Raw genomic sequence first — 14,621 nt, forward strand, 5'->3', positions numbered from 1 at the left:
AGGTACGATTCATTGGGTCACCCCGTTCGGCAGGGTCTGGCTGGCAGTGACTTGCGTCTGTGCAGCAGCCAGCTGGCCAGCCGGATCGCTCACGTCTTCGCGAAGGTGGTTGCCTGCTGCATCCAGCGTGTAGGCGATGCTGTTGCCGTGGCTGTCGGTGATGTTCGTCAGCCGGTGCGCCGGGTCGTAGGTATACGAAACCGATGAACCATCCGGGAACACCACACTGGTGAGCTGGCCGACCAGGTCGTAGGTGTAGCTGGTCAGCTCACTGCCGGACTGGCGACTCTTCAGGCGATTACGTGCATCCCAGGTCAACGTGGTGACCTTGCCGTTTGGGTCGGTCATCGCCAGCAGGTTGCCATTGGCGTCGTAGCTGGTGAACTGGGTGATGTGGCCTTTGGCATCGGTCAGTCTGGTCAGGTTGCCGCTGGTGTCGTAGGTGTACGACGTCTTGTTGCTGTCCGGGTCAGTGGCAGTGAGCACCTGGCCGAAGCTGTTGTAGGTGTAGTTCCAGCTACGGCTTTTTCCGCTTGCAGCCACTGATTTGGACAGCAGATTGCCATTGGTGTCATAGCTGAAGCTCGTCACCTGATTGGTCTCGGTGATCTGTGCAGGCAAACTAAAAGTCGGATGCCAGTTTGTGGTGATGGTCCGCGCCTGTGCGGTACTGGCGGCTTCAGTGCGGCTAGTCTCCAGATTACGGTTCAGGTCGTAAACGAAGGTAGTCTTGCTGCCATTAAAATTTGTACGGCTGGTGACATTGCCATTGGCATCAAATGTCTGGCCACTAACTGTCGCACTGCAACCCAAACCTGCGGGTTGACTAATCCCGGTTAGAAGTGACTGGCCGGCAACACTCGTAAAGGAATAACGTCTCACCGACCCAAGAGGATCAATCACATCGGTGTAGCCATTGGCAGCATCAACACTCCCAAAAGAAAGCCGATAGAAACTTACTCCGCCAGCGTGCTGTGTCGATACCGCCTGCCCGGCAGAGTTATATGTCCATGATGCATAGCGCACCCCGTTCTCATCAGTGATGCCAGTCAACAGATAAGGACTGACACTGTCTTCATAACTGTAGGAGCGAATCGCATTATCGGGATATTTTGCAAATGACAGGCGCCCGGAGTCATATCCATAGTTCACGACGGTTTTGTTGTTCGCTTGTATACTGACAAGCATCCCTCCTGCACTATACAAGAAAGCAAGTTGCCGCCCTCGCGCATCCCCGACGGTCGACAATTTTCTGTTTGAATCGTATGTAAAGAATAACGGGCCACTATCGGGCTGATCTATTCGCAGAAGCGTACCGGCGCTGTCATACGTTTCAGTCGTGTTGGCATGAACGACAATAAAGCTACCGGCGCTGATCGTGAGCTGGTATTCCTTTCCTGCATTTTCTTGCGGCTGTCCCGAGAGGCCATACGCCAGACGTTTACCGTCGTCGCGCTCTAGAATATAGAAAGTGGGTGAAGTGCCAGAGACCACATACCCATTCCAGTCGGGATCAACATCAACAGCAGGGGGGGCGCCGAAACTGCTCTGTGTTGCGGGAGTCACACGACGCAAATAAGTATGCCGCCAGCCTGCACCAAGGCCAGCATTCAACTTCGATTCAGAGTTATAGAATCGATGAAATTGCGTCATGCCTAACCATGAAAAATCAGTTTCTTCTTGATATTTGTTTCCCGTAGCCGTCGTTACAGGATTACCCGTCGTCGGGCAACCCTGTCCCGCATTAGCAGAAACATCAACCGGAACTGCGCAAGTTTGGCTCGACGTACACAATGAAAGTGACTTGCAACTATTGTCCCGGCTCAGGTATTGGCCGGGGCTGCAAATTGGGCGACATGTATTACTCACCGAACCCAGAAACTGACCATTTGCACAAACTGGCGACTGGGGTGAATCACAGACAATCCAGTCATTTGTTAACCTATAAGTGTATCCAACTGGACAAGATGCTGCCGAGCACCCCCCAGAACTAGTGGGGGCATTCACCCCGTATGATGTGTAGACGCAGTTATTTCCCTTATCTGGAGTACACGCTGATGCGTTCAATCCGAGCCCGCTATAGAACGCGCTGACTTGCGCGCAGCTGTTATATGGCTTGCTAGCGTTCCCTAAGAATGCAATTGTGGCGTTAACAGTTGTGGCGTGAGCGACTCCGTCGCAGCACATAAATAAAACAAATAGACTCCACAAGAATCTCTTCAGCATTTCAGTATTTTCTCTTGCAGATAATTGAAGTTTCAGGAAATGCATCGTGCACACGATTGATTGCATGTGTTGCTACTATTAAACGTGCATTCTTTTTTTTTATGCCTTTCATTTCAGTGTGCCGGGCACATCCAGCACTTTTGCACTAGCAGCGATTTGGGCAAGCGCCGTCGCTAACTGGCTAGCCGGATCACTCACGTCTTCGCGCATGTGGTTACCTGCCGCATCCAGCGTGTAGGCGATGCTATTGCCCTGGCTGTCGGCGATATTTGCCAGGCGGTGCGCGGCATCGTAGGTGTAGACCACTGACAACCCATCCGGGAACACCACGCTCGTGAGCTGGCCAACCAGGTCGTAGGTATAGCGGGTGAGGTCACTGCCGTACTGGCGGGACGTGAGCCGGTTGCGCGCGTCCCAGGTAAACGAAGTAGTCTTGCCGTTGGGGTCAATCATCGCCAGCAGGTTGCCGTTGGCGTCGTAGCTGGTGAACTGGGTGATGTGGCCCTTGGCATCGGTCAGCGTGGTCAGGTTGCCGCTGGTGTCGTAGGTGTACGTTGTTTTGTTGCTGTCGGGATCAGTTGCCGTGAGCACCTGGCCGAAATTGTTATATGTGTAGTTCCAGCAGCGGGTGGCACCGCTGGCTGTGACCGACTTGGTCCTCATGTTGCCGTTGGCGTCATAGGTGTAGCTGGTGACCCGGCTCGGCTCAGTGATCTGCGCTGGCAGGTGGAATGTCGGGTGCCAGATCGTCGTGATGGTCCGGGCCTGTGCGGTACCGGCGGCTTCGGTGCGGCTGGTTTCCAGGTTGCGGGTCAGGTCGTAAACATAGGTGGTCTTGATGCCCTTGAAGTCGGTGCGGCTGGCGACGTTTCCGTTGGCGTCGAAAGTCTGGGCTTGGGCTTCACATTGCGGGCAGGCACCGCCGGTGACCGTGGCCAGTTTGACCAGACCTTGGGCATTGCCCCAGGTAAACGTGCGGACGGTGCCCAGCGGGTCGGTGACCGTCGTAGTCTGGTAGGCAGTAACATTGCTGAAAGTGTATTTATCGACGCCACCCGCCAGGAAAGTCGAAACCGCCTGGGTCCCCTTGTAGGTGGTATCGGAGTAGCGCTGCCCGTTTTCGTCACTCACGCCGGTCAGCAGGTTGTAGGTTCCCTGCTGCGGGCTGGTGATGTTGGCCGTTTCACCCCAATGGTAGGTTTTAACGCCACCATCCGGATAGGTCACTGTACTGAGCCGGTAGCAGTCCTTGCCTTGGCAACCACCGACCGTTTGCACCGATAGCGGCACTGCTTCGTAACCGTAGATGATTTGATGCCCTGCCGGGTCGGTCAGCGTGGTCATGTTGCCACGTGCATCATAGGCAAACTGCAGCGACCGGTTGAAGTTGTCGGTGACCGAAATCAGGAAACCGGCTCCCGGCGCGACTGCGTTGGGTGTACCTGTAGTCGACCAGGTCATTACCTGGTACCGGCCATTGCGCTCCTGAATGCGCAGTAGTCTGCCGCTTGTATCAAACGTCAATGTCCGGTCGGCAAGTGCATCGTAGTAAGTCCAGCCGGTGGTGCCGTCGGGCAGCGGGGTCTGGCCCACCTGATCATTGAGATAGGCTTCGCCGGACGTCGCTGACGTACCACTCCAGTTGAACTGGGCGACAAAACCATCGCTCTTGATGACCTGGGCTGTGGTTGACGAGCCCAAATACTTGAAGCAGAAAGGAACGAAAACGGTATTGCCAATAGCTTGGTCCCAGTAGCTGTATGCCGAGCTGAAACAGCCTCCCGTGGAATCTGGCGCTGCCGGTGTCAGGCCGGGCGAAGCCGGGTTTGGGGGCAGGAATACGGTCTGGTAGTTATTCTGGAATCCCATCCGGTCGCTCCGATAGGACCGGGCAAAGACAAGGCTGCCGTCGTTACTCCGGTAATCCACGTCGGTTTGCCGTTTGGTTGCATCCTGCGGGTAGATCGGATCTCCCATGCCCGTCTTGTCACAGTCGCAGGTTGCAATCTGCTGATCGGTGATCGTGCGCTCACAATCAGGGAATCTAATGAAAGGGCTGCTTGTATTGCCGCTCCCCGTCATGTGATCGTTCTGAGTCCAGCCCCCTGCAATTGGACAGCCGGTGTATGTGGCCGAAATTTCGCCAGTATTTCCGCTGGAAACTACGATCCCTTTGGTTGAAATGACATAGTCATAGCACCATCGTTGGGGCATACCCCACGAGTAACTGTTCTGCTGTGCACATGGGCTCAGGTTTAGATACTGGCAAGAAGAATACTGTGAGGTACAGACCGTAGGTCCCGTTGCGTAGGCCACGTAATAGTCAAACGCAGCTTGTGGCGTAGAAAACCAGTCCTGATATTCACGAGGCATCGGAAGACCGTCCACCTGAAGTGGTGTCATGACCCTTTCCACCCGCGTGGTCGCAGCGGGGCTCTGGCCTGCAATCGCAAACAGCGCCAGTACCAGCAGCCATTTCATCAAGCTGGCAAACGTCAATTTTCTGATGGTCATTTGGACTGTGATTTCAAATGCTGGTTATTGGGTCACGTTGTTGGGCAACGTCTGGCTGGTCACGATTTGGGACTGAGCGGCAGCCAGCTGGCCCGCCGGATCACTCACGTCTTCGCGGGTACGGTTACCCAGGGCATTGAGCGTGTAGGCGATGCAGTTGCCGTGGCTGTCGGCGATATTCGTAAGGCGGTGCGCGGCATCGTAGGTGTACGCAACAGATGAACTATCCGGAAACACCACACTGATCAGCTGGCCAACGAGGTCGTAGGTATAGCTGGTCAGGTCACTACCGGACTGGCGACTCTTCAGACGGTTGCGGGCATCCCAGCTAAACGAGGTGGTCTTGCCGTTGGGATCTGTCATTACCAGCAAATTGCCGTTGGCGTCATAGCTGGTGAACTGGGTGAGGTGGCCCCTGGCATCGGTCAGCGTGGTCAGGTTGCCGCTGGTGTCGTAGGTATACGTCGTTTTGTTGCTGTCCGGATCAGTCGCCGTGAGCACCTGGCCGAAGTTGTTGTACGTGTAGTTCCAGCTGCGGGTATTGCCGCTGGCAGTAACTGACTTGGTCAGCAGGTTGCCGTTCGCGTCATAGGTGTAGTTGGTGACCCGGTTCGGCTCGGTGATCTGCGCTGGCAGGTGGAATGTCGGGTGCCAGATCGTCGTGATGGTCCGGGCCTGCGCGGTACCGGCGGCTTCGGTGCGGCTGGTTTCGAGGTTGCGGGTCAGATCGTAAACGTAGGTGGTCTTGTTCCCTTTGAAATCGGTGCGGCTGGCGACGTTGCCGTTGGTATCAAAGGTCTGCGCCTGTGCTTCGCATTCCGGGCACGCCCCGCCCGTCATTGAACTCAACCGGACCAGTCCCTGGGCATCGCCATAGGTAAAGGTCCGGGCCGTACCCAGCGGGTCTGTGACGGTGGCGGAATGAAATTGCGTGTAGTTGCTGATCGTGTACTTCGCCACACCGCCAGCCAGCCAGGTCGATACTGCTTTAGTCGTGCCAGACCCGTTGTAGCTAGTGTCCGAATAACGCTGGCCGTTTTCATCGCTGATGCCGGTCAGCAGGGTGTAGCCGTACTGCGGCGGGCTGACCACGTTGGCAGCTTCATTCCAGTGGTAGGCTTTAACACCGCCATCGGGATAGGTGACCGTACTGAGCAGATAGCAACTGGCATTGGAACACGACGGCGCTGTGTAGGACGCTCCGACGTATTGATAGCTGGTCACATGACCGGCAGGATCTGTCAGCGTGAGCAGGTTGCCGTTGCCATCGTAGGTGAACTGCAACGACCGGTTGAAATTGTCGGTGACAGCGACCAGCACGCTTGATCCCGGGGCCGCATAGGTCAGCGTCTGGAAACGGCCATTGGGTTCGAGGATCTGCCGCAGGTTACCGGCGGCATCAAAGGTCAGCGTACGGTCGCTTGCCGCTTCGTGATAAACCCAGATAGTCGCCCCGTTTTGCACCTGCTGCGTGAGCTGATCTTTCAGATAGGGATTGATCGGGGTTGCAGTGGTGCCGTTCCAAGAGAAACGCTCCAGTGCCCCTGAGGCGGTCTTGAGCTGAATTTCACCAGTGGTGGTGACGTAGGGGAAGCAGTGTGGCGTGAGCAGGCCATAAGAGTAGCTATACCCCGCAAAGCAGGATGCCGTCGGCTGCTGTGCGGGAGTTAGTAACACCGTGCCGTAGTTATTGGCGAACCCCATCCGGTCACTGCTGTAAATCCGGGTGAACTCAAGCAAGCCGTGAGGATCGCGATAGTCTGTTTCATATGCCCGGCTGGTGCCATCCTGCGCAAAGATGGGATCCCCAAAGGCAGTAGCGGGCTTGCAGGTGCCGTGGCAGACCGGGATCTGCTGGTCATAGACATAACGCGTGCAGGTCGGTGAAAAATATACAGAGCTGGTACTGGTTGGGCTTCCAGTTGTATTGGTATTCCACGTAAATTGACTCGGGCATGCGCTGTATGTGGCTTCTACAACAGATCCCCTCGTCGACTGGATCAACGCGCCTGTAACCTCATTATAAATCTTAGTGTCGTGGCACCACATTATTGGCATCGTCCAGATATACCCATACTGGGGATTGCAGGGCTCGAAATTGCCTATCCACCAACACTGATGTGCAGTGCAGCGTGGTTGGGTATTCATGTAGGCGTTGTATGCAGCCCACGCGGCCTGCGGTGAGGCGTACCGCATCGCTGTATTGCCGGAGGGATCTGGGGTAATCAATGCTTCCAGTATTGGTAACACCGTTTCAACGCGGGTAGTGTTTGCATCGGTAGCGGATACCGATCCGCTCCAGACCGTCATGGCAAGCGCGACCTGCACCAATATCCATTTCATCCAGCGAGTAACCAACACATTCATACCTATTCTGTTTTTTTTGCATAGCCGGAATGGCCACCTTCATGGCACCGCATTCCCCATTTCCGCCCGGTCCGCATGTGCGAACAGTCACAGTTTTTGACCTCAATCCCGCACCAGCTTTTGGCGCGAGATAGTGTCACGAAACCAAATGTAAGTTTTTGGGGGCGAGAATGAGCGGTCGCTTATGACGATGAACGGTATTTTGGTGCGGGGGGGTGTATCTGTTTACAACAGTAACCAAACGGATTGGCTGGGTATTACCAGGCCACGCGAGCCCGATCTGTTTGTTCTGGTTTGCTGCAAGAAAGTGCAAGATTCCGCAAGATTTCCGGACCCCGTAAAACCTGCGCGCGGCCCGCACTGTGGCTAATTCCGCACCGGGTGCAAGACTGCACGAAAAGCGCCCCATTTAGCGGGCAGGCGTGGCGGGGAGACGATTGCGGCGCGCGGGGGTTTGAACCCCATCGCCCTGGCGGTACAAACCGCGTTCACGTATTTGCAAGAGGTTCAGACAAGGCACGACCACCAGCGACGGTGCGAACGTGCAGCGGGCGTTTGCATGGCCCTGCATGCGGGGATCGTCAGGCATAAAAAACCGCCCAGCCGGGCGGTTTGTCGTTGGTGATCAGTCATTCCTTGATCGCGGCATCCAGACCATATGGATTGAAGCGCAACACCTCCACCCCCAGCCATTCGTTGATCTCTTTGAACCGGGCCTGCAGCGGTTCCAGCTCGTTGCGCGCAAACACCCTGGCCGAGTCTGTCGGGTTGCCGAAGCCGCCGGTATTGGCCGGGATGATGCCCAGCAGTTGCGGTGGCACGTGGTGCGCGGCGAGCTGGTCATCGCGGGTGACGTTCTTGATGTTCATGAATTCGTCTTTGGTGGCGACTTCGCTGATGGGCAGCAGTTGCAGGCCATCCTTCTTGCCGTTGGGTGCGTAGACCATCAGGTTGCGGAAGTTGCCTGGCCCCTTGCTGTTCTTCAGGGCGGTGCGCAGGTTATCCACGTCCAGCTCGTTCTGCGCGGCATCGGTCATGTACAAGATGAACCCGGCGTGACTGCCGTTCTTGTAGTAGCGGCGGCGGAACAGCGTGGCGCTTTCGTTAAGCCAGGCCGAGCTGAGCGCGCTGAGGTATTCGGGCAGGCCGTACACCTCCTGGTCAATGTCGTGCTCGATCAGGTGAAAGATGCTGTCTTTTTTGAACTCATGCGCGTCGGCCAGATTGGGCACAAAGTAGTAGCGGTCCAGCGTGACGCCCCGGCGCACGTATTTGGCGAGTGCGGCTTTCAGGGCTAGCGGTTTGCCCGTCTGAGTATCGATGCGTTCCAGATAGGCATTGCCGAATACCAGGTAGTCGATGACGAAGCGTGAGAACTCGGTGCGGCTCAGTAACGGGTGCACGATATAGCTGCTCACGAGGATGTTGCGTTTTACATAGATCGGGCTGCTGTGGTGCGGCGTGGCGCGGAACGATTTGGCCAGTCCTTCAAAGCTGACCGGCGGCTCGTACCATTTGCCGTTCTGCATGCACTGCAGGTAATCCAGAATGCCGCGCCGGTCGAGCACGGCCTCGGGTTCACCGAAGGTGAAGGCTTCCATCCGGCCCGGCGTTTCTGGACGGTTTGGGGTCTGGGTGTGGTTTGTTGCTGGCAGCAACGTATTGGTCGTGGGTCTTTGCGACCGGGTGGTCTTGCGTTTCATTAGCACATCTCCATAAAGCCGCTGTTGGTGCCGGTCACGCCTTCCAGCGGTTCGTGCAACAGGGCATGCATTGCGGCCCATGCCAGGTCGGCATGGCCGGTTTCGTCGGTACGTCCGGCTTCGTAAGTGACTTGCCGTCCGCTGGTGGTCATGGCCTTGCGGATCGCCATGAAGGCTTGGGCCAGATCGGTCCAGCCCGCATCGAATTCGAGTCGGCCTTTGCTGATCACGTCGTACGCCTTGAGCACCAGGCGGCTTTTGACTTCGGCGGAGTAGCTGATCTGTTCGGCGGCGGGGAAGAACTGTTTCACCAGCTGGTACACGCCCTGCCCGATCCCGGTGGCATCGATGCCGATATAACCCACCCGGTAGCGTTCGGTGATGCCCTTGATGGCGTCGGCCTGCGCCTGGAAATCCATGCCGCGCCACTGGTGTTTTTCCAGCACGCGGAACTTGCCGCCCGGTACCAGTGGCGGTGCCAGCACGATCAGCCCGGCGCTGTCGCCGGTGAGCGAAGGGTCATAACCCAGCCATACTTCGCGATAGCCGAACGGGCGCGTGGCGAACGGTTTGAAATCGCTCCAGTCCTCCCAGGCATCGACCATGCACCGTTGCAGCATGGCCAGCGGAAACACCGAGGCGGTGTCGTCCATGAACATGCACATCAAGAGGTTGAGGTATTCGTCGTCGCTGTATTCCAACCTGAGCTGATTCAGGTCGAACAGGTCACAGCCCCCGGCGACGGCATCTTCCACGGTGACGATCTGGCGCCACTGGCCGTCGGAACATAAAAAGCCTTTGGCGAGTTTGCGGTGGGTGGTGTCGACCTCCACCCGGTTCTCTTTCTTGCGGCCCTTGTTGAACAGCTCGCCCGACCAGAATGGGTAGGCGTCATGCGTCAGGCTGGACGGGGTGGAGAAATAGGTCTGGCGCCATTTGGCGTGGATCGCCATGCCGGAGGCGACCTTGCGCAGGTTCTGGAATCCGTGGATCCAGAAGTATTCATCCAGGTACAGGTTGCCGTGGTACGACTGGGCGGTGCGCGCATTGGTGCCGAGGAAATACAGGGTGGCGTCATTGGGCAAAATGATTGGATCGCCGCGCAGCTCGATGTCGGCCGCATCCTTGGCGAACTGGATGATGTACTGCTTGAAGACGTGGGCCTGCGCCTTGGAAGCCGACAGGAAGATCTGGTTGCGTCCGGTGGTGATGGCATCGATCAGCGCCTCACGCGCGAAGTACCAGGTGGCACCGATCTGCCGCGACTTGAGGATGTTGCGGATGCGGTGGCGCTCGCCGACCTCGAACCAGACTTTTTGATAGCCGAACAGCGAATCGCGGAAAGCGTCCAGCAGTTGTTTGACCTGCTGTTCGCTGAACTCGCTGCCCGCCGGTTTCTGTTTCGGCCCGGCGTTGCGGTTGGCGAGTTTCGGGTTGAGATCAACTTCACTACCGCCGGATTCGTATTTGCGTACCCTGGCGATGCGCTCGAGCTGGCGCCCGAGCAGGTCGATTTCCTTGAAGTCGCGCCCGTCCTTGTCGCCCTTCATGATCAGCTGCGTCATGCGCGCCTCGAGCGCGTTGTCGACACGATCAATCGGCTTGGCATCGTCCCAGTGGTCGCGCCGTTTCCAGCTGTCGAGCGTCGCCCGGACCACGTTCAGCGAGTCCGCAATCTGTGCCAGGTTAAAACCCTGCCAGTACAGGTTGCGCGCGTGGCGGCGCTGGTCTTGCTCGGGGATCAGTGCGGTGGTTTCATTCATGCCCGAATGATGACGGGGCGCTCTGCCTTTCCTGACTGCTCCCCGCTGTGCCGCCCGCTGGCACAACACGCACGCGTTGCCGCACCCCTGCCCTGATCACCACCATGCCGGTATGGCTTCACACCGATACCGATCACGCGTACCGATCAACGACACCGAGGGCAGCATGGCAGGCAAAACCAAATCCAAGTATTTCCGCGTTGCGCTGGAAGGCGCCACCACCGATGGCCGCACCATTGCGCGTGAATGGATCACGCAGATGGCGAAGAACTACAACCCGGCCACCTATGGTGCCCGCGTCAATCTGGAACACCTGCGCGGCCTGTTGCCCGACGGCCCGTTCAAGGCCTACGGCGACGTGACCGCGCTCAGGGCTGAAAACGTCGACGGCAAGCTCGGCCTGTATGCGCAGATCGACCCGACCGACGAACTGGTGACCCTGAACAGCAAGCGCCAGAAAATCTACACCTCGATTGAAGTCGACCCCAACTTCGCCAAGACCGGCGAAGCGTATCTGGTGGGGCTGGCCATCACCGACAACCCGGCGTCTCTGGGCACCGAAATGCTGTCGTTCAGCGCGCAATCGGCGATCAACCCGCTGGCGGCCCGCAAGCAGAATCCCGACACCCTGTTCACGGCAGCCGTGGAAGTGGCGCTGGAATTTGAAGAGAGCAGCGAAGAAGCGGGCCTGCACATCTTCAGCAAGGTATCCGCCCTGCTCAAGAACGCACTGGCGAAGAATTCCACGGCTGATGCGGCGCAGTTCGCCGACCTGGGCGCCGCCGTCACCCTGCTCGCTGAAAACCAGAGCGAACAGGCACAACAGGTCACCGCGCTCAGTGCTTTGCCTGCTGCCGTTGAGACCGTGACCAAAGATCAAACCACGCTGCGCGCCGAGTTTGATGCCCTGGTGCAGAAACTGAACACCACCCCGCACAACCACACGCCGCGCCCTGCTGCTACAGGCGGCACTGGCGAAACCGTCACCGACTGCTGACCGGACACGCGTGTCCTTGCACATTCATCGTGGGTGACGTGCGCACCCGCTGACCCACACCAATATTCCGGAGATTTCCCCAGTGAAGAACGAAACACGCGTCAAATTTGAAGGTTTTGTCGCCCAAGTCGCCAACCTGAACGGCGTAGCCGATGCCACCAAGACATTTAGCGTCGATCCGTCGGTGCAGCAGAAGCTGGAAGGCAAGATCCAGCTCTCGAGTGAGTTCCTCTCGAAGATCAACATGCCCGGCGTGACCGAGCAGGAAGGCGAAAAGCTGGGTCTGGGCGTGACCGGCACGATTGCCGGGCGTACCAACACCAAGAACAGCCCGCGCAAGCCGCGCAGCGTGGCGGACATGAGCAAGGGTCGTTACCGCTGCGTGCAGACCAACTTCGACACGGCGTATCCGTATGCCCAGCTCGACATGTGGGCCAAGTTCCCGCACTTCCAGACCACGCTGCGCGACCAGATCGTCACCCAGCAGGCACTGGACCGCATCATGATCGGTTTCAACGGCACCTTCATTGCCGCCGACACCGACCGCGTGAAGTACCCGCTGCTGCAGGACGTGAACATCGGCTGGCTGGAGAAGTACCGCACCGAAGCCCCGGCGCGCGTGATGAAGGAAGTGGCGGGCGCGGGCAAGATCACCATCGGCAAGGGTGGCCATTACGCCAACCTCGACGCGCTGGTGTTTGACGCGATCAACAACCTGATCGACGTGCAGTTCCGCAAGGACCCCGATCTGGTGGTGATCCTCAGTGACGACCTGCTGGCCGACAAGTATTTCCCGATCCTGAACAAGGACAACCCGCCGACCGAGCAACTGGCCGCCGACGTGGTCATCAGTCAAAAGCGCATCGGCAACAAGCCTGCCTATACCGTGCCGTTCTTCCCGTCCGGCACGATGCTGATCACCAAATTCTCCAACCTGTCGCTGTACTACCAGGAAGGCGGGCGCCGTCGCCACGTGCGCGAGGAACCCGAGTATGACCAGATCGCCAACTACGAAAGCTCGAATGACGCCTACGTGGTGGAAGTATATGAAACCGGCTGCCTGATCGAGCACATCGAAGTGGTCGACGGTGCCGATGCCGTCGGTGGTGCGTGATGGTCAGTCCTGCCAAAGCGCACTTCGTGCGCGCGGTGGCCGCCAGTGAAGCTGCACTGGCCAGCGCGGGAAATCCGCTGCGCAACGCCACCGGCTACGAATTGATGCTGGCCCAGCTCGACGCGCACAAGCGCCGCCTGAAACAGATCCAGTCCATCGAGCGCAAGATCGAGGTCAAGCGCGAGCTGCTGCATGAGTACGCGCCGTATGTGGAAGGTGTGCTGTCTGCCGGGCGTGGCGCGCAGGATGACGTGCTGATGAGCATCATGGTCTGGCGCATCGATACCGGCGATACCGCAGGGGCGCTGGGGATTGCCCGCTATGCCATCACCCACAACCTCACATTACCCGACCAGTACAGCCGCACCACCGCCACGCTGATCGCTGAAGAGTTTGCCGAAACCACGCTCGCGGCAATCACCGCCGGTGAGCCGGTTGATCTGGCCACGCTACATGAAGTCGGCGAACTGGTGGCCGACAGGGACATGCCGGACGAAGTACGCGCCAAGCTGCACAAGGCAACGGGTTACGCGCTGGCGGCCAGCGACAAGCCCGCAGCCCTGGCACAGTTGCAGCGGGCGCTGCAGTTGCATGAACGGGTGGGCGTGAAAAAAGACATCGAGCGACTGGAGCGGGAAATCCGCAACGCGGTCCCGCTCCCCGCCTCACTGGCTACACCAGACATTCCACCGGAGACGGCAGAAAAGAAAGAGCCGGAACCGGATGATGAACCTCCGGGCGCCCCTCCTGCGGAGGGTACGCCATGACCCGCCCCGATGCCGGTTTCACCGACGAACAGGCGCTGGAAGAACAGATCCAGGCGCATGGCCTGACCGCCCCGCGCATCACCCCGGAACAGATCGACGCGCAGATCGTGCGTGAGGACTATCACCGGTTTCCCGACACCACCGTGACCATTGCACTGCTGACCCTGCGCAACGGCTACGCGGTGACCGGGGAAAGCGCCTGCGTATCGTCTGACAACTTCAACGCCACGCTGGGCCGCGATATTGCCCGGCGCAACGCCCGCGAAAAAATCTGGCCGCTGATGGGCTACGCCCTGCGCGACCAACAGTTGCGCGACAGCGCAAAACGGCGCGGTCATCCGCATTAGCCAACATCGCTGTCATCGCTAGGTGGCAGCACAACGAGCGTCCCACGCAGCCGGGCGGCACGGGGTGAATTCAGGGTAGATCCCGTGATGAAGCCCCGTCCACCGCCCCCACGCATCTGATTCCTGCGAGGCAAACATGAACGGCTTTATGGCTACCGGCGGTGCAGTGCCGCCTGCTGAATCCCTCATTCCCAACAGCGGTTTCTGGCCGGATATCTCTACCAATGCCGCCCGCGATACCTTGCGGCTCGACAGCACGGTGACCGATACGCGCCTGAAGCATGCGCTGGTCGAGGCGATGGTCAGCACGAATGATGAATTGAAGGCCTACCGCAATGGCAAGGAAGCGGTGGGATTGATGACGCTGGCCGACGTGCCTGCCGAACAGGTCAATGGCGAAAGCATCCTGCTGCACCACTACCGCCGTGCGGTGTACTGCGCCGCCAAAGCCAGCCTGCTCGAGCGGTACCGCGATTATGACAGCACGGCAAGCGGCCTCAAGAAAGCCGATGCACTGGACGAACAGCCCGACCAGTTCCGTCGCGATGCGCGCTGGGCGATCCGTGATGTGCTGGGCCGCTCGCACAGCACCATCGAGCTGATCTGATGCGGGTGACCGCGCGCCAGGGCGACACGCTGGACGCCATCTGCCAGCGCTACTTTGGGCGCACGGCGGGCGTGACCGAGCAGGCACTGGCCTTGACGTCGGGGCTGGCATCACTGGGGCCGGTGTTGCCGCTCGGTACAGCGATCAATCTGCCCGATGCGCCTGCGCAGGTACAACGCCAGCAAGTGCAACTGTGGGATTGAAGAATGAACCTGG

General features: G+C 58.5%; 12 protein-coding genes. 7 read left to right on the forward strand and 5 right to left on the reverse strand.

The features are described from left to right. Nucleotides 1-9: 9 nt before the first annotated feature. Together P4L78_RS19660 and P4L78_RS19665 are read right to left on the reverse strand one after the other, a co-directional pair. Nucleotides 10-2,292, reverse strand: coding sequence for a DUF6531 domain-containing protein (locus P4L78_RS19660; RefSeq protein ID WP_309330115.1), 2,283 nt, complete (start codon nt 2,290-2,292; stop codon nt 10-12). A 42-nt stretch (nt 2,293-2,334) separates the two neighbouring features. Further along, on the reverse strand, nt 2,335-4,203 hold the full coding sequence (locus P4L78_RS19665; RefSeq protein WP_309330117.1) for a hypothetical protein: 1,869 nt from the start codon (nt 4,201-4,203) through the stop codon (nt 2,335-2,337). Nucleotides 4,204-4,627: 424 nt separating this feature from the next. Here P4L78_RS19665 and P4L78_RS19670 point away from each other — a divergent pair, with 424 nt between their 5' ends. After that, complete coding sequence (locus P4L78_RS19670; RefSeq protein ID WP_309330119.1) at nt 4,628-4,816, forward strand: hypothetical protein; 189 nt, start codon at nt 4,628-4,630, stop codon at nt 4,814-4,816. Here the strand turns inward: P4L78_RS19670 and P4L78_RS19675 are convergent. From P4L78_RS19675 to P4L78_RS19685, 3 genes are all read right to left on the reverse strand, one after another. Continuing rightward, the gene (locus P4L78_RS19675) at nt 4,765-6,444 is read right to left on the reverse strand and encodes a hypothetical protein (protein WP_309330121.1); all 1,680 of its coding nucleotides are present in this window, start codon (nt 6,442-6,444) and stop codon (nt 4,765-4,767) included. The genes P4L78_RS19670 and P4L78_RS19675 overlap by 52 nt on opposite strands. A gap of 1,292 nt (nt 6,445-7,736) precedes the next feature. Then, nucleotides 7,737-8,810, reverse strand: a complete 1,074-nt coding sequence (locus P4L78_RS19680; protein ID WP_309330123.1) for a phage portal protein — start codon at nt 8,808-8,810, stop codon at nt 7,737-7,739. Next, nucleotides 8,810-10,573: a terminase ATPase subunit family protein gene (locus P4L78_RS19685; RefSeq protein ID WP_309330125.1), complete on the reverse strand. Its 1,764-nt coding sequence runs from the start codon at nt 10,571-10,573 to the stop codon at nt 8,810-8,812. Before P4L78_RS19685 ends, P4L78_RS19680 begins: the two co-directional genes overlap by 1 nt. Before the next feature lie 166 nt (nt 10,574-10,739). On the opposite strand from P4L78_RS19685, the gene P4L78_RS19690 reads away from it, so the two are divergent. The 6 genes from P4L78_RS19690 (at nt 10,740) to P4L78_RS19715 (ending at nt 14,608) form a co-directional block, all read left to right on the forward strand. Beyond that, a complete protein-coding gene (locus P4L78_RS19690; RefSeq protein WP_309330127.1) occupies nt 10,740-11,570 on the forward strand; it encodes a GPO family capsid scaffolding protein in 831 nt (276 codons plus the stop codon). 82 nt (nt 11,571-11,652) lie between these two features. Beyond that, nucleotides 11,653-12,684, forward strand: coding sequence for a phage major capsid protein, P2 family (locus P4L78_RS19695; protein WP_309330129.1), 1,032 nt, complete (start codon nt 11,653-11,655; stop codon nt 12,682-12,684). Then, entirely contained in the window at nt 12,684-13,451 is a 768-nt protein-coding gene (locus P4L78_RS19700; protein ID WP_309330131.1) for a terminase endonuclease subunit, read from the forward strand. The genes P4L78_RS19695 and P4L78_RS19700 overlap by 1 nt, the downstream gene beginning before the upstream one ends. Beyond that, nucleotides 13,448-13,798, forward strand: a complete 351-nt coding sequence (locus P4L78_RS19705) for a Gp49 family protein (protein WP_309330133.1) — start codon at nt 13,448-13,450, stop codon at nt 13,796-13,798. The genes P4L78_RS19700 and P4L78_RS19705 overlap by 4 nt, the downstream gene beginning before the upstream one ends. Before the next feature lie 136 nt (nt 13,799-13,934). Beyond that, a complete protein-coding gene (locus P4L78_RS19710; RefSeq protein WP_309330135.1) occupies nt 13,935-14,405 on the forward strand; it encodes a head completion/stabilization protein in 471 nt (156 codons plus the stop codon). Next, the gene (locus P4L78_RS19715; RefSeq protein WP_309330137.1) at nt 14,405-14,608 is read left to right on the forward strand and encodes a tail protein X; all 204 of its coding nucleotides are present in this window, start codon (nt 14,405-14,407) and stop codon (nt 14,606-14,608) included. Before P4L78_RS19710 ends, P4L78_RS19715 begins: the two co-directional genes overlap by 1 nt. The last annotated feature ends 13 nt before the right edge of the window (nt 14,609-14,621 follow it).

Source organism: Silvimonas sp. (genome assembly GCF_031291215.1).
Lineage (GTDB): Bacteria > Pseudomonadota > Gammaproteobacteria > Burkholderiales > Chitinibacteraceae > Silvimonas > Silvimonas soli.